Genomic DNA, 24485 nt, shown 5'->3' with positions numbered 1-24485 from the left:
GCTGCCCGCCCGGGGCATGATGGCGCCAGGCCCCCGGCGGGCAGCGCGGGGGCCTGTCTCGGCTCGGCCAAGCGGTCCGGGTGGGGGACGGATCAGCCACGTATGACACGGCCTGTACCCGACCCCCTCGCCCACTGCGGCGCCCTGATCCGGCAACAACGAGGACACGGCATGCGCCGCTGCCGTTGCCGCCCCCCGCCGTCACTCCTGGACGAGCGCCCTGATCCGGGGTGTCGCCATCGCCATGGCGACACCGGCGAATACCGCGATCGAGCCGAGCGCCAGGTACAGCGTGGTGCCGGTGAGGTGGCTCGCTACCTGGCTGCCGATGGCGTCGCCGGTCGAGGCCGACAGGAAGAACAAGCCCGCGAGTTGGGAGCCCATGCCGGCCGGGGCCAGCTTGTGGCTGATGGACAGGCCGGTCGGGCTGAGGAACAACTCGCCCAGCGTCTGCAGGAAGTACAGGCCGACCAGCCACATGATGGAGATCCGCACGGTGCCGGTGGCCTGCGTGGCGGCGATCGCGAGCAGCAGGAACGAGATGCCGCACAGCACCAGGCCGGTGGAGAACTTGGCCGGGGCCGAGACGCTGACCCGCTTCCACACCGCGGCGAGCACCCCCGCGAACAGCACGATCATGATCGGGTTGAGGGCTGCCTGCCAGGTGGAGGGCAGCCCGAGCATGTCGACGTGGTCGTTGGCGAACAGCTGGACGTTGGACGCCGCCAGGTCGAAGATCGCCCAGAAGACGACCGCCGAGGCGAACAGCCACACGTACGCGCGGATGCCGGCCCGGCCCCGGGCGTCGATGTCCCGGGTGCGCAGGAGCCTCGTGAAGTACCAGACCGGTGCGAGGACCGCGAGCACCGAGAAGGCGGTCAGGCAGTGGGAGAGCGTCAGCCCGCCGGTGAGCCACGCGGCGGCGCCGAGCACGGTCACCGCGGCCACGGCGATGCCGGTGTTCTTGAGGACCTTGACGCGCTCGGCGGGCGAGAGCGGGTTGCCGGGCCGGTCGTCCGCCTCGCGCAGCCCGCCCGAGGCGAGGAACACGACGAGGCTGACGGCCATGCCGACGGCGGCCGCCCCGAACGCCACCGGCCAGCCGAAGTGCACGCCGAGCCAGCCGACCAGCAGCGTCGCGAGCAGCCCGCCCATGTTGATGCTGGCGTAGAACTTGCTGTACGCCGCGTCGCGTTCCTGGTCACTGCGGTGGCCGAAGAGCTTGCCCACCAGGGCGGTCATGTTGGGCTTCTGTAGACCGGTACCGAGCGCGATCAGCACGAGGCCGGTGTAGACGGTCCACGCGCCGAGGTCCAGGGCGAGCGCCACATGGCCGAGCAGGATGACGACGCCGCCGATCAGCGCGGCCCGCCGGGCGCCGAGCACCCGGTCGGCGAGCCAGCCGCCGGGCAGCGCGGTGAAGTAGCACGCCGACAGGTAGGCGCCGACGAGCGCGGTCGCCATGGCCGGGCTCATGCCGAGCCCGTTCGCGGTGTCGACGAGGAAGAGGGCGAGCACGGCCCTCATGCCGTAGAAGGACCGCTAAGGAGAACCGCTCGGCTGCCTCACTCAAGCACAACGGCAGCAGACCCCTGACCGGGGCGCGGTTCTCTGCGATCACCTCCGATCCGGTACGGGAGGGGGTGGCCGTGGGGGACATGGTCGGGCGCTCCTCGGGGTGGTCCGGAACGGGACGGCTGAACCGCCCAGCCGGTACAAAAACGGAAATATGGTCCACGTTAGGTGCGTGAGTGCAGCGCTCCCCAGGGGCTCTCGGCGTGATGGCCACGGGCCTTTGGTCACGAGTCCGCGGGGCGTACGCCCTGCTCGGAGCCGGTCCCCGTGACCAGCACCACGTCGAAAGAGCGAGGGCCGTGGGCACCCTCGCACGGTGCCGGCTCGATGTCGGCGGTGGAGGAGGGCCCGGCGATCCAGACGACCGGACGGCGCCCCTGGGACGGACGCCAACTGGAGCTGTCCCACAAGGAGTTCGCAATCCTGGAGACCCTCGTGCGCGCGGGCGGCGACGCGGTGAGCAGCGAGGACCTGATCGAGCAGGTCTGGGAAGAGGGCAGCAGCTACCAGACCGACGCGGTCGGGAGCGCCGTCAGCAGACCGCGCGGCATGCTGGGTGACCGGTTCCGCACCTCTTCGAACCGTTCCACCGCGTCGCGTAACGCGAGCACAAACCCGGCGAGGGCGCGGGGCTCGGCCTGTCCATCGTGGCCTCGATCGCCCGCGCCCACGGCTGGCCCGTGGACGCCTCGGCCAACCCTTCGGGAGGCCAGACGGTGCGGGTCCGTCCCCGGCGAGAACCCGGGATCAGTCCTGGGCGAGGGCGGGGATGACCTGCTGTCCGTAGGCGTCGATGGCTTCCTCGCGGGCGTCGTGCATGGCGTACAGGGCGAACTGGTCGACGCCGAGGTCGCGCAGGGTCTGGAGTTTGTCGATGTGGGCCTGGGGCGGGCCGAGCAGGCAGAAGCGGTCGACGATGTCGTCGGGTACGAAGGCGGTGTCGGGGTTGTCGGTGCGGCCGTGGTGGCTGTAGTCGTAGCCCTCGCGCGCCTTGATGTACTCGGTGAGCGCTTCGGGGACGAGGCCGGAGTGTTCGCCGTAGCGGGCGACGAGGTCGGCGACGTGGTTGCCGACCATGCCGCCGAACCAGCGGCACTGCTGGCGGGCGTGGGCGAGGTCGTCGCCGATGTAGGCGGGGGCGGCGACGCAGATCGTGATCGCGGCGGGGTCGCGGCCCGCGTCGGCGGCGGCCGTGCGGACCGCCTTGACCATCCACTCGGTGAGGAAGGGGTCGGCGAGCTGGAGGATGAAGCCGTCGGCCTTCTCGCCGGCGAGCGCGAGGGCCTTGGGGCCGTACGCCGCCATCCAGATGGGCAGCTTGCCGTTCTTCACCCAGGGCAGTCGCAGGCGCTGCCCGTCGACGTCGGCCTCGCGGCCCTCGGCGAGGTCACGGATGACACCCATCGCCTCGCCAAGGCGGGCCAGCGTGTTGGGCTTGCGGCCCGCCACCCGCATCGCGGAGTCGCCACGCCCGATGCCGCAGACCGTGCGGTTGCCGTACATGTCGTTCAGGGTGGCGAACGTCGACGCTGTGGTTTCCAGTGACCTCGGCCCCGGAGCCGTCACCATCGGGCCCACCACGAGGCGTTCGGTGTGTTCCAGGATGCGGCTGTAGATGACGAACGGCTCCTGCCAGAGCACCGACGAGTCGAAGGTCCAGCCGTAGCGGAAGCCGTTGTCCTCCGCGCGCCGCATCAGATCGACGACGGCCGAGGCGGGCGGATCGGTCTGCAGGACGACTCCGAAATCCATGCGCACACACTCCTTGCTCGATCATCCCGTCCGCTCAGCCTCCGTCAGGGCCCGGTTGCGCAGGAAGATCGAATCGCGCCGAACCAGCACCTGGTGCGGCCCGTGGCCTGGCGCATTCATGGCCCCGCGGCAGCACGCCTCCGTACCGCCTCCGCGTGCGTCACGATCAAGGACGCGACCAAATCGCAACAAGGTGCGCACAAGCATCGATAAACCCAATTCCTCATCTCCTCGTCTCCCTATGGGATCGGGTTCCGACCAGTCCCGGTCCGAGCACCGCGACCGGGCACGGCGAGGCGGTGCTGCACGTCCGCACGGCCCTGACGGGCTGCCGTACCGAAAGAACACGTACATGACGCCCAGGCAGCACCGATCCGCGCCGTCCCGCAGGAACTTCATGATCGGATCCGCGGCCGTGGCGCTGGTCGGCGGAGCCGGATACGTGGCCGCTTCCCGGCTGGGCGGCACGGACGGGGCGGACGGCACAGTGGGGGCCGACGGCGTACCGGCCGCGCGGGCCGAGAGCCACGAGTCCGTACTCCAGGTCGTCGCGCACCCTGACGACGACCTCTTCTTCATGAACCCCGACACCGGCCACTCGATACGCTCCGGCCGGCCGATGACCTCGGTGTACGTGACGTCGGGGGAGGCCGACGGCGTCAACGCCCCCGGGCGTGGGGGGCCGGGCCACCCCATGCCGCCCGCCGACCACGCGCGCTACGCCGAGGCCCGGCAGAACGGCATACGCGCGGCGTACGCGCAGATGGCGACCGGCGACAAGACCAGCCCCTGGGACCGCACCTCGATACCCACCGTCGGCGGTGCCACCGCCGAGCTGAACACCCTCCGGGCCCACCCGCAGATCAGTCTGGTCTGGATGCAGCTGCGCGAGGCCCGGGAGATGTACAAGGACGTGCCGCACAGCCTGCGCGGCCTGTGGGACGGCAAGACGCCCTCGTTGGAGCTGCTACTCGCCTCCAACACCCCTGCAAAGCAGGCCAGTTACACCAGGGATCAGCTCGTCGAGGCGCTCGCGGGTCTGCTGCGGCACTTCCGACCCACCCACGTGCGCACCCTGGACCCCACCCCGGCCCGGGAGAACAACAAGATCATCGACCACCAGGACCACGTCTTCAGCGCCCGCTTCGCCCAGGCCGCGCTCCAGCGGTACGCCACCGCCCCGGACCGCCCGAGCTTCACCGTGCAGACCTACCTCGGCTACAACACCAGCTACCTGCCGCACACCTTCGGCAAGAAGGCCGCCGACGCCAAGGCGGAAACGGTCAAGACGTACGCCTGGATGGACCCGAAGGACAACTACTGCAACAGCCCGGCCGGCTGCGGCGACCGCAAGGTCTCCAACCGCCCCTACGGAAACAACTGGGCCCAGTCGGTGCGCTACTCCCGCGCCAATTCGACCAGTTGGCTCCAGAGGGACAAGGACGGCGGGCTGTGGGCGTTCGGCGTACTCGACCAGAAGCTCGCCGTCTGGCACAAGACACCCGGCGCGAAAGGCACGTGGGCCGGGCCGAAGCTCCTCGCGGCGGATGGGCCGCTGGACACCGGACTCACCTCGGCGCCCCTGCCCGACGGACGCATCGCCGTGTTCGCCACCCGCAGCCGCCTCGGCAAGGGCGCCGACTACCGACGTGACGTGGTGGCGGCCTTCCAGCAGCGTCCCGGAGGCGACTTCGGCCCGTTCCAGCCGCTCGGCTCGCCGGCCCGCAGCGGCACCACGGCCCTGTCCGACCTGTCGGCCCCGGCGCCCGCCGTGGACGGCTCGGGCCGGCTCACCGTGTTCGTACGCGGCGGAGACACCCGGCTGTACGCGAGCGAGCAGAGCCCGCCCGGACAGTGGTCCGCATGGCGCGACCTGGGCGGCAGCGGCCTGCACGGCGACCCGGTCGCCACGACCGACCGCGCCGGACGCGTCCATGTCGTCGCCGTCACCCGGTCGTCCGTACTGGCCTGGTCCCAGCCGAAGCCGGGAACCGACGTCCCGGCCCGGCCCGCGAAGAGCGGGCTGCCCGCGACCACGGCCGCCGGGCTCTCCGCGTGCGCCGACGGCGACGGGATCAGGGTGTTCTTCCGCAAGCCCGACTCCGGCGCCGTGCAGACGGCCGTGCTCGACGGCTCCGCCCGGCCCGTCGTCACCGACCTGGGCGGAGTCGGCGGCTACGGCGCGGTCGGCCTCTGCGGCCCGGCCATCGCCGGCCGCGGCCCCGACGGCACGCTCGGCACCGCCCAGGTCGGCGGGGGCCGCCCGCAGTGGACCACCGCCGAACTGCTCATCGCGGGCGCCCCGGCGGGAGCCGACGGCGTACTCGCCGCGCTGGGCCTGGACAGCAGGCTGTACTGGACCCGAACGTCGGAGGCGAGCGCCCCCGACGGCTCATGGCGGGTGGCTGTCGCGTAGCAGATGCGCGAACTCCCTTATGAAATAGGTGCGTTGGCCGCGCCCGAGCCTCGGCGGGCAACGGGTGGGAGGCGGGCGGTGACCCTCCTCAGCGGTGCGGGCCGTCGTCGATCTGCACCGAGGGCGGGTGACCGTTCCAGGTGCAGAAGAGGGACGAGGCCTCCTCGCCGCGTGTGAACGTGACGCGGAGCCATCTCCTCCGGCGACGACGAGTCCCGCCACACCCGCGCGGCCGGCCCTCACCGCACCGCCTTCCTGGAACCCCAGGCCAACGCCTGGTACGCCTGGCACGACGACACGGTGGAACCGCTCGACACCGCGGCCGGACAGCTCCTGGGCGCCCCAAGCGTGTCCCTCGCCGAATACCAGGCCCTCGTGAACAGCCGCTACCAGGACAAGATGCCGGGTACCGCCTACGCAGCCGAAGGCCTGGGCGGCGGCGTCCCCGTAGCCGCCCCCGCGGCCGACGACGCCACGAACTCGCCCCTCCCCCTCGGCCTGGCCGCCTTCACCGCCCTCGCCACCCTGGCCACAGCCTGGGCCGCAACCCGCCGCCGCACCAAGACACCCCCGCAGACGTAACTACCGGGCGGCCGCTGCGCGCCACGGCATCCCGTACGAAGGTCAGTTGTGCAGTGCGCTCTTGGCCTGCCACTGCGCCCAGGTCAGGGTCCAGTCGGCGTAGCCGTTGCCGGGGCCGCCGAGATCGGCGGTGGCTTCCTTGCCCTTGACGGTGACCAGGTCGCCCAGGAGGGAGTTCTTGAACAGCCAGGTGGCGTCGGCGTCGGACATGCCGATGCATCCCGCGCTGCCGTTGCGGTGACCGAGGTCGCCGTTCTCGTCGGCCCAGGGCGCGGCGTGCAGATAGCCGCCGGAGTCGCTGAACCGCATGGCCCAGAACACGTCCTTGTCGTACGCCTTGGGGCCGCCCACCGACTTGGAGTTCATGCGGACCTTCTGCTCCTTCGTCTTGATCGCGAAGGTGCCGGGCCGTGAAGCGCGGTCCTTGACGGGTTCGCCGCCGGACATGGGGATCGTGCGGGTGGTCCTGCCGTCGAGCCTGACGGTCAGGGTGTGGGTGTCCAGGTCGGCGACGAGGCGCTGGTCGCGGCCGATGGTGAAGGTGCGGTCGAGGGCGCGGGTGAAGTGGGCGCCGCCCGGGTCCACGACGGTCAGGTCTCCCTTGACCTGGACCTTGGTGCCGGTCTTCCACGGGTCCTTGGGCCGCCAGTCGAGCCGGTCGTAACCGGTCGGCGTGGTGACCCAACCCCAGGCCCCCTCGGTGTGGTTGGAGGTGGTCACCGTCAGGGCCTTCTCCACGGCGGCCTTGTTCTTGACCGGCTTGCTGAACTCCAGCGCGACCGGCTGGCCGGTGCCCACCGTCTTGTCGTTGCCCGGGGTCAGGTCGAAGTCGAGCTCGGGACCACTGGTGACCTTGGCCGGTCCGGTGGGCGTGGGCGTGGCCGGAGCGACGGCCGGCGTCGCCTGCTGCCCCTTCGCGTCGGCCGCGGCTGAGCCCGCCGTCGGCCCGCCGCCCGAACACGCGGTGAGCAACAGCGCGCCCGCACCGCCCGCGGCCGACAGGCGTATGAGCGTGCCCGAACGGCGGCGTACGGATGCAACGGCGGTGCGCGGGGCGGACATGGGTGCCTCTTCTCGTGTGCGGTGCGCGGGCTGCGTACCCAGACAAAGAGGCTCAGTCGCCTCAAATGGTTCTCCAAAATCCCTAATAATGGCCTTTTTGCTGATCTATGGCCGTGGGGCAGACGTGCCACGGGTGTGCCGTGGCGGGGCCGTCGTGGAGTCGGGGCTTTCGGCCGACGCGTACGGGGATTACGACTCTCACCCCGGCCGCCGCCCCGGAGGACGATGGGAGGCCGGGGGATCCGTCTGCTCCGGGGTGCCCGCGCCGGGGCCGCGTACTCAGGGCGCGCCGCCGCCCGGAACGGAGTGCCGTGTCCCGGCCCGTCCGGATCACCGCCCGTCGCGGTTCGCTGCGTGTACCAGGTGTACGCGGCCATGCGCGTGGGGTCCGTGCGCGAGGTACCGACCCTCGGGATGGACGGCATCGCATCGGGCCGCGACGCCTTCGAGTTCGCCCTCGCCGTCAACTCGGCCATCGCCGTGGGAACCACGATCTTCAACGATGCCTCGGCGCCGCCACGCGTCCTGGCGGAACTCGAATTTGTCCTCGCGGAGGCCGGGTTCACCTCGTGGCGCCAGGCGATCGGCCGGGTGCGCGGAGCCTAGCGGTGGTTTGTTGACGGCGGGTCGTGGCGGTAGTACGCCGGGAGTGAGAGCCTCAACTCGCCTCAATGGAGCTTGAGATGACGAAGCGGCTGCCGTGCCCGCCCGCACCCGGTCCATTGGAAGGCTATGCCGCCTGCTTCGATGGGCTCTTCGGGACGCTGGCCCAGCGGCGTGGGTTCCGTGAGTATCTGGCCGGCCTGCTGCTGCCGCGGGACCGGAACAAGACCCTGACCTGCCTGGCCGGGGCCGAACCGGTGGTGGGTGCCCAGCATGCGGCGGTGCAGCGGCTGCAGTTCTTCCTCTCGGAGTCGACCTGGGACCACGAGCAGGTCAACGCGCGCCGTCTGGAGCTGCTGCTGACGGATCCGGCGACCGCGCCGCATGGGATGGGGGTGCTGGTGGTCGACGATTCCGGGGACCGCAAGGACGGGTCGGCGACCGCGCATGTGGGCAAGCAGTACCTGGGCTCGGTCGGGAAGATCGACCGCGGGGTGGTCACGGTGACCACCTGCTGGGCCGACGAGCGCGTCTACTACCCACTGCACGCGGTGCCCTATACCCCCGCGCACCACTTCCCCGGCGGGAGGAACGACCCGGGTTTCCGCACGAAGCTGCAGATCGGGGCCGCACTGGCCTGTCATGCCGCGGAGGTGGGGGTGTCCTTCCGGGCGGTTGTCGCCGACTGTGCCTACGGCGATCACACCTGCTTCCGCGCTGAACTGTGGGACGCTCACCTGCCGTTCGTGATGGCCCTCAAGCGCGGCCACGGCACCTGGCAGTACAAGGACGCCTTCCGGCCCGTGGACGCCGCCCGTGAACTGGCCTGGCACGGCCCCGAAGAGCCGGGCGACTGGCAGCCGGTCACCCGCACCTTCCGCGGCGGACGCTCCGCCACCTGGTGGGCCGCCGATGCCAGGCTCGGCTGGTGGGGACCCGACGGCATGGTCCGGCTGGTGGTGGCCACCACCGACCCCGCAACCCTGCCCGAGACGTCCACCTGGTACCTGGCCACCAACCTGCCCCGGCCCAGCTCACCACGCGAACAGCTCAGCCGGCATGCGACCGCCGACCTGACCGAAGTAGTCAGACTCTACGGACTGCGGCACTGGGTCGAGCAGAGCTACAAACAGGTCAAGGACGAACTCGGATGGGCCGACTTCCAGGTCCGCTCCGACACCGCCATCCGCCGCCACCAGACCCTCGTGAACTGCGCGTTCAGCTTCTGCTGGAACACCTGGTTCGCCCCACTCACACCTACACCCGCCGCCCCGGCACCCGGGCCTGACACACCATCAGGAGCGGCAGAGAGGGGGCGGACCCGAGTCCCAGCAGCCCCAGCCGGCCTGCTGGCCCCGAGCCGTCCGGGCCGTCCGTGGCTGGCTGACGCCCTGGGCCACGCTGCAACGCTACTGGCGGGCATGGTCGACGAAGCCCCCGCCCGCCGAACTCCAAGCCCTCCTCAACACCGTCGCCACCGGCAGACCTCTCGGCCTCTACCGCCCCGTCTAACAAACCACCGCTAGGATCCAGCAGCACCTCAACGACATCAACCGGCGCCTGGCCGAACTCCGCAAGACCCGTAGTGCGCTCAGCGAACTCGCCCGCGGATACCGGGCGGCGGCTTCCTGTTGTGCGTGGGCCCGGAACCCCTCGGCTGGGGACCATCAAAGGTTCCTGGACTTCGCTGGCCACGGCAGTGTTCCAGCACGGCTGGGCGCTGAGTCAGCTCTGGGGCGTCATCGTCTTCCCGCTCCTGGGCGGGGCACTGGCGGGGCTTGGTTGGAACGCCCTTCAGCAGCGCCAAGCCGCCTGCGGTACGGCGTCGGCGTCGGCGCCGGAGCGTGCGGGCCGCGGAGGAGAGTAGCAGCCCCAGGTCGGCGATCGGGGCGCCCTTGGCGCTCGTGACGAAGCGGATCACGTCCGTTCCGTCGGCGTCGGTGCTGCGCAACTGGCCGCATGGGTGCGGCCGTTCCCTGCAGACGATGAACGGGCGTTGCTGACACTCCTGGTACACCGCCCGCGTGTGCTCCGGGGAGCAGGTGCTTGCCGTCGAGCCGCGGGGAGCCGGTGTGGATGGCCAGCAGCCTTCCATCGCCACGGGCCGGCCCGCAGCCGAGCCGAGGAATCGCCTGCAGCACCGGTCCGACACCCCTGAACGGCTTCGTCGCTGGAACCGGCCTGCCCCTCGACACACCGGCACCACCCCTGACGAGCCGAGATCAGTAACGCTCTCCGAGCCGGTTTTGGGCGGTTGATGAGCGGGTTCTGTTACAAATCCGCTGAACCACTGCGATGCGGGATGCCTAGGTTCTGGGTGTCGCGGCCGGGCAGGTCGGCCGCACCCCGATCTGAGAAGGATCCCCTGATGGCCCTCTCCCGCCGCCGCGATCTCGTTCGTACGACTGCGGTAGCCGCCGTGGCGTCATCCGCGTTGCTGATGCCGGCCGCAGCCGCGTTCGCTGATGAGCCGGGCATGATCAGCGGGGTGGGCACCCTCCCCGCGCAGGACGACAAGCCGGGGGAGGAGCCGGAGAAACCAGCGACGGACCTGAAGATCACGAACAAGACGGCCGCCAAAGGGAAGATCACCTACACGCTGAGTTCCGGTGACACCGCCGTGCTCTTGGCCGGGCAGGGCCCGTACCGTGCCCATATCACCGGCGGCGGCGCCGAGGGCCACCTGAGTGATGACGGCGAGCAGTCGCTGGCTTCGCCCACCGGAGCCACGTTTGATCTGGACATGCTCAAGCCCGGAGGTGACTCGCGCTACGAGGTGAGGGCCACCCTGGGCGGCAAGAGCGTCACCCTTGCCTTCCCGGTCGACAAGCAGCAGGAAAAGCCCGGCAACCCGGGCAAGCCCGCAGAGCGGCTGAGGGTTACGAAGAAGGCCGTCGGCATGGGCGAGATCACCTACACCCTGAGCTCCGGCGACAAGGCCAGGCTCTTCTGGGGCGACCGGGGCAGGCCTGGCGCGCACCTCACCGGCACCGGAGCCGAGGGCTTCCTGAGCGCAGACGGGGAGAAGGCCCTGGCCTCGCCCACCGGCGTGAACTTCGAACTGTCCGTCCTCAGCACCCTGAAGGCCAGCGACAATACGGAGCTGCCGCGCGTGTTCGCCAAGAAGGGCAAGGACAGCCTCACCCTGGACTTCCCGGACAAGCCCGCCATGGCGAGCAAGGGTGCCCAGCAGACCAAGGTCACGCCCAGGGGTGGCGTGCGGGCCGGCGCCGAGCTCTCCGGGACGGACAACAGCACCGTGCTGCTGGCTGGCGGCGGTGCCGCCGTGGCCGCCGCTGGGCTCGGCTTCGCCGCCCTGCGCCGCCGCCCCGCCGACGACTGACCGACCGTCCCCCATGCCCGCAGGGCCGGAGCAGCGGGCCGGGAACCGTCCCTGCCCTATGCTCCGGGCCTGCTCGGCGTGTGCGGGGGCCATCGGCCGGGTGGCCGCGCGATCCTGTTTTCGGTGCCGGCCGCAGAGCGGTAAATGGCTGTGCTGATCGCGACTGCTGTTACATCAGTGATACGGAAATGCCGGTCTGGTGTGATGGCGGCGCGATGCCGATGCCGCGTGAGGCGGCGAAAGTAAGCCGACCTATTCGGTACATGTCAGTCACACACACCAGGGGAAGCATCGCGATGCGTACGTCACTCTTCACGTCGGCACTCGTCACCGTGACCGTGGGGCTCGCCGCCGTGGGCCTGGTCGGGTGCGGCCAGAGCGGGGGCGACAAGCAGCAGGCCACGCCGTCGACGTCTGCGGCCTCACCCTCCTCCCCGGCCGCCGCCGACCGATCCGCACCGCCACGGACCCCGACGGCTCAGCCGTCCCAGCCCGCCAGGCCGTCGAAGCCCGCGGCACCGTCCAAGGAGCCCGAGGGCGACAAGCCGACGGTGACGCTGTCCAAGGACCCGGAGGCGGCTGGCCGGGAGCTGTCCCGGCTGCAGAAAACCGGTTGGTACAACCCGAACAAGATCGAGTACTCGGACGATCCGGTCATCTCCCTCCAGCAGTTCAAGCGGTGGCTCGACAAGGGTTACATCGCGCGCAGCGGGGGTTGGACCGCGAAGGGCGAAGCGGCGGTACAGCGTGCCAACAGCACCGGAGGCGAGCTGTGAGATCCCTCGGTGATCAGCTGCCGTGCCCCGGCGTCGGCCCGGCCAAGACCATGGACGGGTGCCCGGTCATGGCCGTAGACGGATGAAGACGAGGTGAGTCCATGAGGAGGCTCCGGTACGCGGTGTCGCTCGTCGCGATACCCGGTGCCCTGTTCCTGGCAGGATGCGGCAGCACATCGGGCGTGGTCTACGGCGGCCAGTCCCGCAGCGCGCCGCCGATACCCGAGCCGCTGTGGAGCGTCGGCCCCATCAGCAGGCCGTCGGGCAACAGCTTGCCACCGCCCTCTCCGTCGGAGCGTCCCGAGCCCGTACCGGACATCACGCTTCCGGCCGCCGCCGACGCGAGCGCCTTGGACCCGCGGACGGTGGTGGCCAAGGACCCGGGGATGACCGAGGACTCCCGGCAGAGCGCAGCCCGCTGCCCCAGCGGATGCGGGCTGCGCACCCCCGTACTGCGAGATGTGACGGGGGACGGCAGGCGGGAGCTGATCCTGCTCATCGACCCGGACCGGCGCTCGGCCAAGGACTACCCGGAAGGGCTGCAGACCGAGCTGTACGTGTACCGGGTGGACGGGGGGCACGTCTACCAAGTCCTGGGCCGCGGCGTCCAGGAGGACTCCCGCATCGATCTGCAGGGACGGGACCTCATCGTGCGCCAGACCCTCGCCGGGGGCGCCAAGGGCGGTCTCGACCAGGTCACGACCGACCGCTACCAGTGGGACTCCGGACGGGGGTACATGGAGATGATCTCCACCGTCACGGGTCCCGTTCCCAGCACCGGAAAGAAGCCATGACAACAGCGCCTGCCCCCGACCGCGACGACCCCCTCGTCCTGGTGGTCGAGGACGACGACGTGATCCGGGAAGCCACCACGGTGTCCCTGACGAGGTTCGGGTTCCGGGTGAGAGCGGTTGCCGACGGGGCCTCCGCCCTGGCCTGTTTCCACGCGAAGCTGCCCGACGCCGTGATCACGGATGTGATGCTGCCGGAGCTGGACGGCGTGAGCCTGACCCGCTCGATCCGCGAGCAGAGCACCGTACCCGTCCATGATCTCCGCGCGAGGGGACGACATTGACGTGATCGCGGGCCTGGAAGCCGGTGCCGACGACTACATCACCAAGCCGTTCCGGGCCAATGTGCTGGCTGCCCGGGTGCGTGCGGTCATGCGCCGCGAAGCCTTCCACACCGTGCGGGACCCCGAGCCAGAGGCTGAGCCGGCCCCGGTGCCGGACAACATACGCAAAGCCGGCGATCTGGAGCTGGACACCGACACCATGGAGGTGCGGATCGCGGGCGAGCTGCTGTCGGCCACCCCCACCGAGCTGCGCCTCCTGATCGAGCTCACCTCGGCACCGGGCGTGGTCTTCAGCCGCGAGAGCCTGCTCAAGGAGGTGTGGGACTACGCGTGGGGCGGCGACACCCGGGTGGTGGACGTCCACGTCCAGCGGCTGCGCGCCAAGATCGGTGCGGAACGCATCGTCACGGTCCGTGGCTTCGGGTACAAGATCACGGGCTAGCGCGCCGTGTCCGACTCGCTGTCCATTGCGTCCGGCACGGCTCCCCGGCCGCGCCGCCGCCCCCATCCGTTCCCCCGCCGCAGCCTGCAGCTGCGGATCGCCGCTCTGATCGCGGGGGTCGCCTGCGTCCTCGCGAGCGGGCTCGGCGCCCTGGTCGCCGTCACCGCCTCCCACCAGCGGCTCGACCTCAACCGGGCCATCGTCCTCGGACGGCTTGAGGCCGCCCTGAAGAACTACGCGGCGACCTCGGCCGTCACCGGCGACAACGTGGCGCTCGACGCCCCCGGCGTGCCGCCCGAGCTGGCGCGGGGTGTGACCGGCGAGCGTTTCGCCACCCAGCTGACCGACGAGCCGTCAGGACCCGTCCTGTGGGCCGCGGCCGGCATCGGCCCGCACACGCTCTCGGTACGCAGTGACTACCGCCTGGAGAAGAAGGCCGACGCCCGCTTCAACCGGAGCGTCGCCATCCTCGTGGTGGGCGGCGCGGCTGCCATCTCGACGGCCGGCCTGCCCCTCGCCATCCCGCTCAGCGCCCGGCTCCGGCGTGTCTCGCAAACCGCCCGGGAGATCGCCGACGGTCGCCTGGACGCCCGCATCGGCCATGTGGAGGGGGCACGGGAGGTCACCGAACTCGCCGCCTCCGTCGACCAGATGGCCAACTCCCTTCAGGCGCGGCTCCGCGCCGAGCAGCGCTTCGCCGCCGACGTCGCACACGAACTGCGCACCCCGGCCGCCGGGTTGCTGGCCGCCGCCGAGATCCTGCCCGAATCGTACGAAGCCCATCTCATACGGGGCCGGGCCGAGGCCCTGTGCGACCTGATCGAGGAAATCCTCGAAGTCTCGCGCCTCGACGCGCAGGTCGACAGCCCCGACCTCGAACCCCACCACCCCGCCGAGCAGCTGCACCGCGTGGTGGCCTCCACCGGCCTGCCCACCACCGTCGACGTGCTCGACGACGCGGCGGTGCTCACCGACCCCCGTCGCCTGGACCGCATCGTGGCCAACCTCCTGGTCAATGCCCATCGCCACGGCGCCGCGCCGGTCACCCTGACCTTGCACCACGGCACCGTTGCGGTGTGCGACAGCGGCCCCGGCTTCCCCGCCGAGCTACTGGCGGAGGGGCCGCGTCCCTTCCGCACCGGCACTCCGGAACGGGGCAAGGGCAGCGGCCTGGGCCTGACCATCGCGGCCGGCCATGCCGATCTCATCGGCGCGCGGCTGGAGTTCGCCAACCCGCCGGGCGGAGGCGCCCGGGCGATGCTCACGCTGCCGTTGGACCCGGACGCCACAGAATGACAGGGGGCTGCGTGCGCGGCCGGCGGCTCAGGTACGGCCACCACCCCAACACCCTCAACTCACCTGCACCTCCAGCAACTTGACAACACCCCTCACCAGATGTCACGTGTCGTTGCCCCGACGGTGCCCTGCTGGACCCCTTGACTTCGGGCGACCCGAGCCTTCCGGCGGGGGCCGACGGGCCGTGATGTGATCGTCCGCAGGGCCCATTCCAGTGGCCCGCGCCGTACCTCGGTACCCCGCCACAGGCGCTGCCAGAGCAGGCAGCCGAGCAGCGCGGCCGCGCAGAAGGCGGCCAGCACCTGCCAGCCGGAGGCCCGGTGGGCGAAGCCCGCCAGCGCCAGGGCATGGGCAACGTACACGGACAGTGCCATCGCTCCGACGGCGGCGAGCGGCCGCATCGGCCCGGCGAGCAGGCGACTGCGCGCGGCGCCGACGGCGAGGCCGATGAGGGCGGCGCCGACCCCGGCGTTGCCGAGGGTTTCGAGCGGGGTCTGGCTGTAGGGGTCGGCGACGAGCAGCCAGTGCCAGGAGGTGCTGGGGATCGCCCCGTACTGCTGGCCGAGAACCGCGCGGACGGGGTCGTCGGCAGCGAGGGCTGCGGGGTGGTGGTCGGCTACGGCGCGCAGCAACGCCCCGTAGCCGTTCCCCGGACCGGTGACAGCCAGCCAGGACAGCCCGTATCCGGCCACCGCGCCGGCTGCGCCCCAGCCGACGAGGAGCCGGGCGGGGCCGGGGCGGCGCAGGTCGGCGATCCTGCCCAGGGCCATCCCGACCAGGAGGTACGGGAAGTAGGTGAGCAAGGGGTACGCACCGGACAGCAGCAGTGCCTCGACCGCTTCCGCCAGCCCCGTCCAGCCGGCCAGGTCCCTGATGGCGGGGGTGGCCCCGCGTCCGCCCAGGCGGTGTCCGAAGAGCGGACCCAGGGTGTACGACAGCACGGGCCCCAGGACGACACTGCAGGATGCGACGGCGATCAGCACCTTGGCGCCGAGCCGGGTGAAGGGTTCGGCGGCCAGGAAGTAGACGGCGTAGAACGCAAGGATCACCAGGATGCCGGTGTGCAGCCAGGCCAGCGTCAGGCCCAGCAGCGCAAGGACCGCGCAGCGGATCAACGTGGCACGCAGCGGCGGCTGCCCGGGCCGGGGCCGGGTCCCGCCGCGGGCGAGGGCGAGGGAGAAGCCCGCGATCAGGGTGAATACGGCGGGGGCCCGCCCGTCTGCGGCGATCAGGAGGTAGCCGGCGCCGCTGGGCTCGGGGCGAGGTCCCACGTGTACGGCAAACATGCCAAGGACAGCGAGTCCGCGGGCCGCGTCGAGTGCCTGGAGCCGGTTGTCCGTCATGGTTTGTTCCCGTGAACTCTTCGGTTCCGCAGGCACGTTGAATCCGCCGTTCAGGGGGAGGGGACGGGGCCCAGCAGCACCTTGCTGATCCACTCCAGGGATCCCTCGCGCATCCCGCGGACGTAGTCCCGGCCGTTGTGGGCGCCGTTGTCGATGGTGCGCAGCGTGGCGTGGACCGGGCCCCTGCGGTATTTGCTGATGAATTCGTTCAGGCCGGCCGGGTCCTCCTTGCTGCCGATCTGGAAGTTCAGGTGGACGTCCGGCCCCTGGCGCGCGATGAGCTGCTCCGCGAGCTGTTCGGGATTGTTCTCGTCCATCTCCTTCTGGTGGCCCCGCCACAGCGGCGAGTCCGGCCTGGTCTCGCCGCCGCTGGCGATCACCGCCTTGAAACGGTCGGGGTATTTCAGCACGTGTTTGAGGCCGACGAAGGCGCCAGTGGAGGACCCCATGAAGGCCCAGCCGTCGCGCGACTTGTAGGTGCGGAAGTTGGCCCGGACGAAGTCGGGGACGTCGTCGGACATCCAGGTGCCCATCTTCGGCTGGCCCGGGATGTCACTGCCGTCGTAGAGGCGTTTCTTGTCGGGATTGAGCACCGGCATCACCACGATGAAGGGGTGGCTCTTCTTGGCCGCGGCTCCCTCGCTGACGGCTTTCTGGAGGCCGAGGTCGGTGCCCATCCAGTAGTTGACCGGATAGCCGCTGCCCCCGGGCAGCGCGATGAGCACCGGGAAGGCGCTCTTGGCGTACGCGGGATCCTTGTACTCCTTGGGCGTCCACACCCATACGTCGCCCGTGAAACCGGACTTCGCTCCGGCGAGCGTGGTCTTGCCTATCTCGGTGCCGTCCCCCAGCCGGGCGGCGCGCTTGAAATCGGCGGCAGGTCCGGTGGGCGACTGAACGCCCGGGTCACCACCGGTCCCCTGCGCGGGCCGGGCAGGGTTGCCATCGCTGGCGAAGGTCATCGACTCGCCGTCGCCGGAAAAGAAGTCGAGCCGCCAGGCCGTCACGCCACCGGCCGCGAGCGCGACCGCGGCAACGCCGCTGACCAGTACCCGCCTCCTGCGCCTGCGCTGGTTCCTGCGGGCGCGGCTGCGGTAGACCTGGGGCTCGCCGTAGGGCTGCCGCTCGGCTCGATGGGCCTGGCCGTCGGAGTGCGGCGGGTACTGCGTCATAGAAGTTGCTCCGGGATGCGCTGCCTCTTGCAGCAGAATTGGTTGACTTTTTCAGCCCTGCGCCGGCTGGCAGTCAGGGGGCCGAAATGCACTCGCCGCCCGGGTGGGGCTCGGAGTCGCTGTCCAGGGCGTGGCCCGGCATCAGCTTGTCGATCATTGCCAGGGCAACGGCGGAGACGATGAAGCCCAAGTGCACGATCACCTGCCACATGGTCCTTCCCGCTCCCCGCAAAAGTGTTGGCAACCAGATGGAACAGTTCCTTGACGAACACCCAGACGTACACCAGCTGCGCGACGATCAGGCCCGCGTACAACGGCACCTGGAGCCATCGGCTGAGGAACATGGCGCAACCGATCCGGTGACCGATCGCCGAGCGGAGTTCATGATGTCCGCGAGGCTCCGAAGCCACGCGAAGCTCGGGTAGAGGCATCTGTTGCTTTCCGTCAGGACATGCTGTGGCGAGCACACAGGTCTTTGGGAGTACCGGGCTTGAGCGGCGGCAGTTCTTGCGGGGACACTTCGATGTCCGCTCCCTGGATGTCGAGCCCGGGCGGATATACGCGCGCATTCACGCAACGCTCGTCCTCATTCCGGAAGTCGCAGTAGATGGTGAAACCCGTGGTGGAACTTCCGCGGACGCTCACAGTGTCATCTCAGTTTCTCCAGGGGGTTGTTCTGCATCGGATTGCTGTACTTCAGGGCGGGTCCGTCACCGCAGCGGCGGGGCGGAAGGGCATCAGGCCGCGGTCGGGGCAGCCCCCACGCCGATCACCTGCGGTTTGCCGGTGGGGGTGCCGTCTTCCTCCATCTGTTGGGCGAGTTTGAGGGCTTCGTCGATGAGGGTGGTGACGATCTGTGATTCGGGGACGGTCTTGATGACGTCGCCCTTGACGAAGATCTGGCCTTTGCCGTTGCCGGAGGCGACGCCGAGGTCGGCTTCGCGGGCCTCGCCGGGCCCGTTGACGACGCAGCCCATGACGGCCACCCGCAGCGGCACTTCGATGCCCTTCAGGCCGGCGGTGACCTGGTCGGCGAGCTTGTAGACGTCGACCTGGGCGCGTCCGCAGGACGGGCAGGAGACGATCTCCAGGCGGCGCTGGCGCAGGTTGAGGGATTCCAGGATCTGGATGCCGACCTTGACCTCCTCGGCCGGCGGGGCCGACAGGGAGACACGGAGGGTGTCGCCGATGCCCTCGGCCAGCAGGGCGCCGAAGGCGACGGCCGATTTGATGGTGCCCTGGAAGGCGGGGCCGGCCTCGGTGACGCCGAGGTGGAGGGGGTAGTCGCAGCGGGCGGCGAGTTGCCGGTAGGCGTTGACCATGACGACCGGGTCGTTGTGCTTCACCGCGATCTTGAAGTCGCCGAAGCCGTGCTCCTCGAAGAGGGAGGCCTCCCACAGAGCGGACTCGACGAGTGCTTCGGGGGTGGCCTTGCCGTACTTGGCGAGCAGCCGCTTGTCGAGCGAGCCCGCGTTGACGCCGATCCGCAGGGAGGTCCCGGCGTCGGCGGCCGCCTTGGCGATCTCCTTGACCTTGTCGTCGAACTGCTTGATGTTGCCCGGGTTCACCCGGACCGCCGCGCACCCTGCGTCGATCGCGGCGAACACGTACTTCGGTTGGAAGTGGATGTCCGCGATCACCGGGATCTGCGACTTCCGCGCGATCACCGCCAGCGCGTCCGCGTCGTCCTGCGTCGGACACGCCACCCGCACGATCTGACAGCCCGACGCCGTCAGCTCGGCGATCTGCTGCAGCGTGGCGCCGATGTCCGACGTCCTCGTCGTGGTCATGGACTGCACCGAGACGGGTGCGTCCCCGCCGACCGCCACCGACCCCACCCGGATCTTGCGGCTCACCCGCCGCTCGGCCAGCCTGACAGGAACGGACGGAATACCGAGAGAAACCTTGCTCATGATCGTCTGCTTTCTGTCGCCATGGACATCGCGGGCACGCGTCCGGACAGCCGGGCCGACCGCTCCACCGGCGTCCGGCGCTTGAGAGCCCCGGCCATCACGCGAGGCCTACACGTTCTGTCCTTGAGGGGCGGATGGGCACCAGCCGCTCGTAGGCACGGCTTCGCGATGCCCATCACTCTGGTCGTGATCGGGTTGTAGGCGAACGCGTCCGCGCGGGCCGCAGAAGCGCGCCGAAGCAGCCGCAACGGATTGGCTTGCACACCAAAGGCAGGTGATGCGGGCAGAGCGGCAAGCGGAGATCCTTTACGGTCATCCGATGCTCCCGGATACAAGGATCCGACGGCGGCCGCCTGCTGACCTGCCCGGCTGCTGACCTGCCCGCAGGCGGCATGACAGAAAACGTACGCACGGGACATTTCGGTGATTCGGCAAATGTGTAACAGAACCCGCTCAACAGCCACCCAGAACCCGCTCAGCGGCCGCCCCGGAGGCCGCTACAGCTCCCCGCTGCGTCGTGCGACGCGTCCTGGGCCTGCTTGGCTTTGTGTTTCCCCGTGCGTGCGTCCGCGAAGCCGCCGATAGAGCCGGGGCTATGTCGCGATGTCAGAGCGTGGGCCAGGCCTGGATGAGGTCGGCGGGGCTGAGGTGGGTGACGCCGTCGGCGGTGCAGCCGCTGCGGGCGACGGCCAGCAGGGGCGTGTCGTCGTCGGCGCCGGGCAGCTGGGAGCGGTGGGTGATGAGGCGGGCGAGGTCGCGGTGGTCGAAGGGTTTGTTCTCAAGCCATTTGGGAGCCGACGAGGGTGATGTTCTTGGCGATGGGGGGCGCGGTCGGCGCCGATGATGTCGATTTCCGGGGCGTTGGTGCGGGTCCAGTAGCCACCGACGGTGTTGGTGCCCTCGGGGAGGTGGTCGTCGGCCAGGCGCCGCAGGCTCTCGCGGATGATCGGTTCGACGGCCCGGCCGCGCCAGGACGTCCAGCCGACCCGGATGGTGTCGAGGACCCGGTCGCCGCGGCCGCGTTCGACGGCCGGGATGCCGGGGCCGATGAAGGGGAGCCGGAAACGCAGGTAGGGATCGTCGATCCGGTAGCGGGTCTCCCGGCTGGGGCGGGCCGACAGGAGAAGGTCGGCGGCCACCATCCGACGGGAGATGAGGAGTTCCAGGGAACGGGTCAGCGAGCCGGGGTTGAAGCCGCCTGCGGCCCGGCCGATCAGGGTGAAAGTGCGCTCGCCGCGGCCGATCGCGCCCAGGACGGTCCGGGCCTGTACTTCGGTGGGGAACTCGGCGGCCAGAGTGCGCTCCCCGCTCACCAGCAGCGCCGAAGTGGGCCGCTGCAGGGCGTGCTGCAGATAACCCCGGAGGTCTGCGCCCAGCGGCCACTCCTCCAGGACGAGGGGAAGTCCGCCGCTGACGAGGTAGGCGTCGAAGGCGTCAGCCGGCGGCAGATCGAGCATGACGGCCACCTCCGCCGGGGTCAGCGGGGGGACGACCATCTCGGTACCGCGCCGTTGATGCCCTGGCCTGTCGCGCTTGCCAGTGGCGGTTCCGAGGTGACCACCGATGGCCCCGATAGTTCCGGAATGTGAGATAGCTGGTCGGCTTATCCCGCCTTCATGTGAATATCCGCCCATGCTGGGTGTCATAGATCTTCCGACCTACCTTGCGGGCCTCGTCCTGGTGATCCTGCTGCCGGGCCCGAATTCGCTGTATGTCCTGTCCGTCGGGGCCCGTCGGGGTGTGCGCATGGGCTACACGGCTGCGGCGGGTGTGTGGTGCGGCGACACCGTGCTGATGACCCTCTCTGCGGCAGGTGTGGCGTCCCTGCTGCAGGCCAACGCGGTGCTCTTCGGCATCGTGAAGTTCGCAGGTGCCGGCTATCTGACCTGGCTGGCGATTGGGATGCTGCGGGCCGCCTGGTCGATGTGGCGAACCCGGCGTGGGCGCACTGCGGGCGCGGATGCGGGCGCGGAGCCCGTGGTCGAGAGGCCGTTCCGCAGGGCGTTCGTCGTCAGTCTGCTCAACCCGAAGGCGATCTTGTTCTTCATCGCTTTTTTCGTACAGTTTGTGGACCCGGGCTACGCCTACCCCGCGCTCTCCTTCGTCGTGCTCGGCGCCTTCGCCCAGATGGCGTCCGTGCTCTATCTCTCAGTGCTGATCTTCTCCGGCGTTCGCCTGGCTGAGACCTTCCGCCGCCGCAAGCGTCTGGCCGCGGGAGCGACTTCCGCTGCCGGTGCGTTGTTCCTGGGCTTCGCTGCGAAGCTGTCGCTGGCGAGCTCGGGTTGATCCTGGAGCCACGGTCGGTGGTGGGCGAGGTCCGTGTCGGCTGGGGCTGTGACGCCGCGAGTGGAGCCATCCGCCGCCAGCCGTCGTCCACCCCGACGGCCCGGCGCCTGGCCCGACGGCCCGGCGCCTGGCCCGACGGCCCGGCGCCTGGCCCGACGGCCCGGCGCCTGGCCCGACGGCCCGGCGCCTGGCCCGACGGCCCGGCGCCTGGCCCGACGGCCCGGCGCCTGGCCCGTCAAGGCGATGACATCGCCCTGTTGGCGGCCCCTACCCACCTGCTGGAGCCCGACCGGATCGCCGACTGGGACGTTCCGATCGACCCCGCCGCCATGGCGGACGTACGCAACGCCGCTGCACGGAAGCCGGCTGCCGCGGGACTCGAAGAAACGGCGTTCAACACCGAGCTGAAACCACAGCGAGCTGATCACCAACGCCATCCGCTGCGCCATCTGTCCGATCCGGCTTCGCGTGCTGCGTGACCGCAGCCTCGTCTGCGAAGTTTCCGACGCCAACAGCACCTCCCGCACCTGCGATACGCGGCCACCACGGAAGAGGGGGGACACGGGCTCTTCCTCGTTGCCCAGATGGTCAGCCACGGGGGCCCCGCGACGCCGCCAGGGCCAGGTCGTCCGGAACGAGCAGGTCCTCCCGCGACCCCGGAGGCGGCACTTCAGCAGACCGAGGTGCCGCCTGGGTCCGTCCTGAGGCGGCTGCTCGGGTGCACCGGTCTCGAACAGCTTCGGGCCGCCTGCTACTCGGCGGTCGGGCGCGCAACATCCCGGTCCGCACCCTCAACCACGGCACCTCACCGTCCGGTTCGGCCCACTGTCCTGGACGGTGAGGTGCCGCGCTGCTACTGCACGGGCAGGTCCGCGTGTGGCGACGGGCTCCAGCTCGGGAGCCGGTGGGGCTGATCGGTTTTCGGGAGGCGGCTGAGCGGGTTCTGTTACATATCTGGTGAATCACCGAGATGTCGCGTTCCTACCTTTCTCGTGTCGCAGGCGGCCTGGCCGGTCTGCGGCTACGAATCCGGAACGCTGCAAAGGATCTGCTGATGACTGCCTCCCGCCGCCGTACCCTCATCCGTGCCTCCGCCATAGCCGCCGTGGCCGGCTCCGCGCTGCTGATGCCCGTGGCCGCGGCATTCGCCGACGGTCCGGCGCCGGTCACGGGTGCACCCGGTTCGGGTGCACCCTCCTACCCGGCGGACAAGCCCGGCTCGGATGCGCCTTCCTACCCGGGGGACCTGAAGGTCACCAAGAAGAGCGTGGAGAAGGGCCATGCCGTCTACGCCCTGAGCACCGGCCACACGGTGGAGATGACCACGGACAGGAACGAGCTCTCCGCTCATGTCCTTGGGGACGGAAAGCACGGCAAGGGCGAAGGGAACCTCGGCACCAGGGGCGACAAGACCTACACCACCCCCGACGGCGTGACGTTCGAGTTCCACGCCGCGGCCACCCCGACCGCGGCGAAGGTCACGGCCGCCTTCGGCGGCCGGGCCGTCGACCTGAACTTCCCGCCCGCCGGGCAGACCGGCAAGCCGGAGAGCAAGCCGGGCAGGACCGCGGAGGCGCTGAAGGTCACGAAGAAGGACGTCGGCAGGAACAGCATCACGTACACGCTGAGCTCGGGGGACAAGGCCGAGCTGTCCTGGGTCGACGGCAGCCCCAGCGCCAGGCTGACGGGCGGCGGCGCCGAGGGCCATCTGAGCTTCCCCGGCGGGGAGAAGGAACTCGTGTCGAAGACCGGCGTGACGTTCTTCCTGTTCATCCCGGCCACCGGCAAGGAGCAGCCGCGGGTGGAGGCCACGAAGGGCAAGGACAGCGTCCAGCTGGAGTTCCCGGCGCAGTCCGCCTCAGGCAAGGGCGACAAGGACAAGGCCAGCAAGGGCAAGGTCATCCCGAAGGGCGGCGTGAAAGCCGGCGCCGAGGGCGTCCAGCACAACGACGACACGATGCTGCTGGCGGGTGGCGGTGCCGCCGCGGCCGCCGCGGGCCTGGGCTTCACGATGCTGCGCCACCGCAAGACCGCCGCAGACAACTGACCCTGCGTCAGGCACCCCGCGCGCCCGACCCTCTACCCAGGTCCCCCCACACTCGTCCTGCTGAATTAGGCGCCCCCCACTTCCGGCGCCCGGGCCGGTCCCGGCGCCGGGCTGTCCCTCCGGTCGCTGCACCCTTTCTTCCCGGCACCTCTTATTAGTCCTTGGAGTCACCGTGAGTCTGTCCGCCCTGCCTCGTCTCGGCCAGTTGGCGGCCGCCAGTGTTCTTGGTCTTGCTCTGAGTGGCGGTTTGGTGGCCTGCGGCGGCGGCAGCGAGCCCGCCCCCGACGTGACGGTCTCGAACACCGCCTCCGCCCTGGCCGAGAAGTCAGGCGGGGCAATGAAGGCGTCCAAGCCCACCCGCCTCCAGATCCCCTCCGCCGACGTGGACACCGGCTCGGTGCTTCCGCTGAGCGTGGACAGCTCCGGCGAGCTCGGCGTGCCCCCGGCCGACCAGGCGGACAAGGCCGGCTGGCACACAGCGGGCGTCACCCCCGGCGAAAAGGGCCCGGCCGTGCTGGTCGCCCACTACGACACCGCCAAGGGCCCCGCCCTGATGAAGAACATCAAGAAGGTGAAGGTCGGCGACACCATCACGGTAGGCCGCGAGGACGGCACCACCGCCACCTTCAAGATCCGCGAGATCGAGCAGGCCGACAAGAAGAAGTTCCCCACCGACAAGGTCTACGGCGACACCAGCGGCCCCGAACTGCGCATACTCACCTGCGGCGGCCCCCTCGTCGACGGCCACCGCGCCGACAACATCATCCTCTACGCCAACCTCGTCAAGTAGCCACCCGGACGC

At 70.3% G+C, this 24485-nt stretch carries 19 protein-coding genes and 5 pseudogenes; 15 read left to right on the top strand and 9 right to left on the bottom strand.

Annotated elements, in window-relative coordinates:
* Window positions 1-201 precede the first annotated feature (201 nt).
* On the bottom strand, window positions 202-1527 hold the full coding sequence (locus ACSHXC_RS41670; protein ID WP_438297426.1) for a peptide MFS transporter: 1326 nt from the start codon (window positions 1525-1527) through the stop codon (window positions 202-204).
* Window positions 1528-1956: 429 nt separating this feature from the next.
* Here ACSHXC_RS41670 and ACSHXC_RS41665 point away from each other — a divergent pair.
* Together ACSHXC_RS41665 and ACSHXC_RS41660 are read left to right on the top strand one after the other, a co-directional pair.
* Window positions 1957-2133, top strand: a pseudogene (locus tag ACSHXC_RS41665) (winged helix-turn-helix domain-containing protein); the annotation flags it as partial.
* Window positions 2134-2138: 5 nt separating this feature from the next.
* Window positions 2139-2348, top strand: a pseudogene (locus tag ACSHXC_RS41660) (ATP-binding protein); the annotation flags it as partial.
* Here ACSHXC_RS41660 and ACSHXC_RS41655 read toward each other — a convergent pair.
* Window positions 2323-3327, bottom strand: coding sequence for a TIGR03842 family LLM class F420-dependent oxidoreductase (locus ACSHXC_RS41655; RefSeq protein WP_438297424.1), 1005 nt, complete (start codon window positions 3325-3327; stop codon window positions 2323-2325). The pseudogene ACSHXC_RS41660 and the gene ACSHXC_RS41655 sit on opposite strands and share 26 nt — an antisense overlap.
* A 397-nt stretch (window positions 3328-3724) precedes the next feature.
* Here ACSHXC_RS41655 and ACSHXC_RS41650 point away from each other — a divergent pair, with 397 nt between their 5' ends.
* Both ACSHXC_RS41650 and ACSHXC_RS41645 read left to right on the top strand, forming a co-directional pair.
* Window positions 3725-5743: a PIG-L family deacetylase gene (locus ACSHXC_RS41650; RefSeq protein ID WP_438297422.1), complete on the top strand. Its 2019-nt coding sequence runs from the start codon at window positions 3725-3727 to the stop codon at window positions 5741-5743.
* A 300-nt stretch (window positions 5744-6043) separates the two neighbouring features.
* A complete protein-coding gene (locus ACSHXC_RS41645) occupies window positions 6044-6325 on the top strand; it encodes a hypothetical protein (protein ID WP_438297420.1) in 282 nt (93 codons plus the stop codon).
* 42 nt (window positions 6326-6367) lie between these two features.
* Here the strand turns inward: ACSHXC_RS41645 and ACSHXC_RS41640 are convergent, their stop codons facing one another.
* Entirely contained in the window at window positions 6368-7387 is a 1020-nt protein-coding gene (locus ACSHXC_RS41640) for an Ig-like domain-containing protein (protein ID WP_438297418.1), read from the bottom strand.
* Window positions 7388-7612: 225 nt separating this feature from the next.
* On the opposite strand from ACSHXC_RS41640, the gene ACSHXC_RS41635 reads away from it, so the two are divergent.
* The 7 genes and pseudogenes from ACSHXC_RS41635 to ACSHXC_RS41605 all read left to right on the top strand — a co-directional run bounded on the left by ACSHXC_RS41635 (window position 7613) and on the right by ACSHXC_RS41605 (window position 14922).
* Window positions 7613-7993, top strand: a complete 381-nt coding sequence (locus tag ACSHXC_RS41635; protein ID WP_438297416.1) for a hypothetical protein — start codon at window positions 7613-7615, stop codon at window positions 7991-7993.
* Between the two features lie 77 nt (window positions 7994-8070).
* A complete protein-coding gene (locus tag ACSHXC_RS41630; protein ID WP_438297156.1) occupies window positions 8071-9516 on the top strand; it encodes an IS701 family transposase in 1446 nt (481 codons plus the stop codon).
* 842 nt (window positions 9517-10358) lie between these two features.
* Entirely contained in the window at window positions 10359-11333 is a 975-nt protein-coding gene (locus ACSHXC_RS41625) for a hypothetical protein (RefSeq protein ID WP_438297414.1), read from the top strand.
* 296 nt (window positions 11334-11629) lie between these two features.
* On the top strand, window positions 11630-12109 hold the full coding sequence (locus tag ACSHXC_RS41620; RefSeq protein WP_438297412.1) for a hypothetical protein: 480 nt from the start codon (window positions 11630-11632) through the stop codon (window positions 12107-12109).
* Window positions 12110-12210: 101 nt separating this feature from the next.
* On the top strand, window positions 12211-12903 hold the full coding sequence (locus ACSHXC_RS41615) for a hypothetical protein (RefSeq protein ID WP_438297411.1): 693 nt from the start codon (window positions 12211-12213) through the stop codon (window positions 12901-12903).
* Window positions 12900-13626: pseudogene (locus ACSHXC_RS41610) on the top strand (response regulator). The gene ACSHXC_RS41615 and the pseudogene ACSHXC_RS41610 overlap by 4 nt, the downstream one beginning before the upstream one ends.
* 6 nt (window positions 13627-13632) lie before the next feature.
* Window positions 13633-14922 (top strand): sensor histidine kinase, encoded by a 1290-nt coding sequence (locus ACSHXC_RS41605; RefSeq protein WP_438297409.1) that lies wholly within the window; start codon window positions 13633-13635, stop codon window positions 14920-14922.
* 92 nt (window positions 14923-15014) lie between these two features.
* Here the strand turns inward: ACSHXC_RS41605 and ACSHXC_RS41600 are convergent, their stop codons facing one another.
* The 6 genes and pseudogenes from ACSHXC_RS41600 to ACSHXC_RS41575 all read right to left on the bottom strand — a co-directional run.
* Window positions 15015-16265: a heparan-alpha-glucosaminide N-acetyltransferase domain-containing protein gene (locus ACSHXC_RS41600; RefSeq protein WP_438297407.1), complete on the bottom strand. Its 1251-nt coding sequence runs from the start codon at window positions 16263-16265 to the stop codon at window positions 15015-15017.
* Between the two features lie 50 nt (window positions 16266-16315).
* Window positions 16316-17437, bottom strand: coding sequence for an alpha/beta hydrolase (locus tag ACSHXC_RS41595; RefSeq protein ID WP_438297405.1), 1122 nt, complete (start codon window positions 17435-17437; stop codon window positions 16316-16318).
* A gap of 73 nt (window positions 17438-17510) precedes the next feature.
* On the bottom strand, window positions 17511-17639 hold the full coding sequence (locus tag ACSHXC_RS41590; RefSeq protein WP_438297661.1) for a hypothetical protein: 129 nt from the start codon (window positions 17637-17639) through the stop codon (window positions 17511-17513).
* A gap of 76 nt (window positions 17640-17715) precedes the next feature.
* Window positions 17716-17781: pseudogene (locus ACSHXC_RS41585) on the bottom strand (hypothetical protein); the annotation flags it as partial.
* A gap of 393 nt (window positions 17782-18174) precedes the next feature.
* Complete coding sequence (ispG, locus tag ACSHXC_RS41580; RefSeq protein ID WP_438297403.1) at window positions 18175-19350, bottom strand: flavodoxin-dependent (E)-4-hydroxy-3-methylbut-2-enyl-diphosphate synthase; 1176 nt, start codon at window positions 19348-19350, stop codon at window positions 18175-18177.
* A gap of 606 nt (window positions 19351-19956) precedes the next feature.
* Window positions 19957-20876, bottom strand: a pseudogene (locus tag ACSHXC_RS41575) (ATP-binding protein); the annotation flags it as partial.
* Window positions 20877-20982: 106 nt separating this feature from the next.
* On the opposite strand from ACSHXC_RS41575, the gene leuE reads away from it, so the two are divergent.
* The 4 genes from leuE (at window position 20983) to ACSHXC_RS41555 (ending at window position 24473) form a co-directional block, all read left to right on the top strand.
* Window positions 20983-21636: a leucine efflux protein LeuE gene (gene leuE / locus ACSHXC_RS41570; RefSeq protein ID WP_438297401.1), complete on the top strand. Its 654-nt coding sequence runs from the start codon at window positions 20983-20985 to the stop codon at window positions 21634-21636.
* 20 nt (window positions 21637-21656) lie between these two features.
* Entirely contained in the window at window positions 21657-22115 is a 459-nt protein-coding gene (locus tag ACSHXC_RS41565) for a hypothetical protein (protein WP_438297399.1), read from the top strand.
* A 575-nt stretch (window positions 22116-22690) separates the two neighbouring features.
* A complete protein-coding gene (locus tag ACSHXC_RS41560; RefSeq protein WP_438297397.1) occupies window positions 22691-23683 on the top strand; it encodes a hypothetical protein in 993 nt (330 codons plus the stop codon).
* A gap of 172 nt (window positions 23684-23855) precedes the next feature.
* Window positions 23856-24473: a class F sortase gene (locus ACSHXC_RS41555; RefSeq protein ID WP_438297395.1), complete on the top strand. Its 618-nt coding sequence runs from the start codon at window positions 23856-23858 to the stop codon at window positions 24471-24473.
* The last annotated feature ends 12 nt before the right edge of the window (window positions 24474-24485 follow it).

Origin of the sequence: Streptomyces sp. HUAS TT7 (assembly GCF_051550175.1) — a bacterium.
Lineage (GTDB): Bacteria > Actinomycetota > Actinomycetes > Streptomycetales > Streptomycetaceae > Streptomyces.
This window is presented reverse-complemented; position numbering and strand designations above follow the sequence as displayed.

Bases quoted from the DNA above. Each gene is read 5' to 3' on its own strand.
- ACSHXC_RS41670 (WP_438297426.1), bottom strand. From the start codon at position 1,527: ATGAGGGCCGTGCTCGCCCTCTTCCTCGTCGACACCGCGAACGGGCTC.
- ACSHXC_RS41655 (WP_438297424.1), bottom strand. From the start codon at position 3,327: ATGGATTTCGGAGTCGTCCTGCAGACCGATCCGCCCGCCTCGGCCGTC.
- ACSHXC_RS41650 (WP_438297422.1), top strand. From the start codon at position 3,725: ATGATCGGATCCGCGGCCGTGGCGCTGGTCGGCGGAGCCGGATACGTG.
- ACSHXC_RS41640 (WP_438297418.1), bottom strand. From the start codon at position 7,387: ATGTCCGCCCCGCGCACCGCCGTTGCATCCGTACGCCGCCGTTCGGGC.
- ACSHXC_RS41635 (WP_438297416.1), top strand. From the start codon at position 7,613: ATGGGAGGCCGGGGGATCCGTCTGCTCCGGGGTGCCCGCGCCGGGGCC.
- ACSHXC_RS41630 (WP_438297156.1), top strand. From the start codon at position 8,071: ATGACGAAGCGGCTGCCGTGCCCGCCCGCACCCGGTCCATTGGAAGGC.
- ACSHXC_RS41625 (WP_438297414.1), top strand. From the start codon at position 10,359: ATGGCCCTCTCCCGCCGCCGCGATCTCGTTCGTACGACTGCGGTAGCC.
- ACSHXC_RS41620 (WP_438297412.1), top strand. From the start codon at position 11,630: ATGCGTACGTCACTCTTCACGTCGGCACTCGTCACCGTGACCGTGGGG.
- ACSHXC_RS41615 (WP_438297411.1), top strand. From the start codon at position 12,211: ATGAGGAGGCTCCGGTACGCGGTGTCGCTCGTCGCGATACCCGGTGCC.
- ACSHXC_RS41600 (WP_438297407.1), bottom strand. From the start codon at position 16,265: ATGACGGACAACCGGCTCCAGGCACTCGACGCGGCCCGCGGACTCGCT.
- ACSHXC_RS41595 (WP_438297405.1), bottom strand. From the start codon at position 17,437: ATGACGCAGTACCCGCCGCACTCCGACGGCCAGGCCCATCGAGCCGAG.
- ispG (WP_438297403.1), bottom strand. From the start codon at position 19,350: ATGAGCAAGGTTTCTCTCGGTATTCCGTCCGTTCCTGTCAGGCTGGCC.
- leuE (WP_438297401.1), top strand. From the start codon at position 20,983: ATGCTGGGTGTCATAGATCTTCCGACCTACCTTGCGGGCCTCGTCCTG.
- ACSHXC_RS41560 (WP_438297397.1), top strand. From the start codon at position 22,691: ATGACTGCCTCCCGCCGCCGTACCCTCATCCGTGCCTCCGCCATAGCC.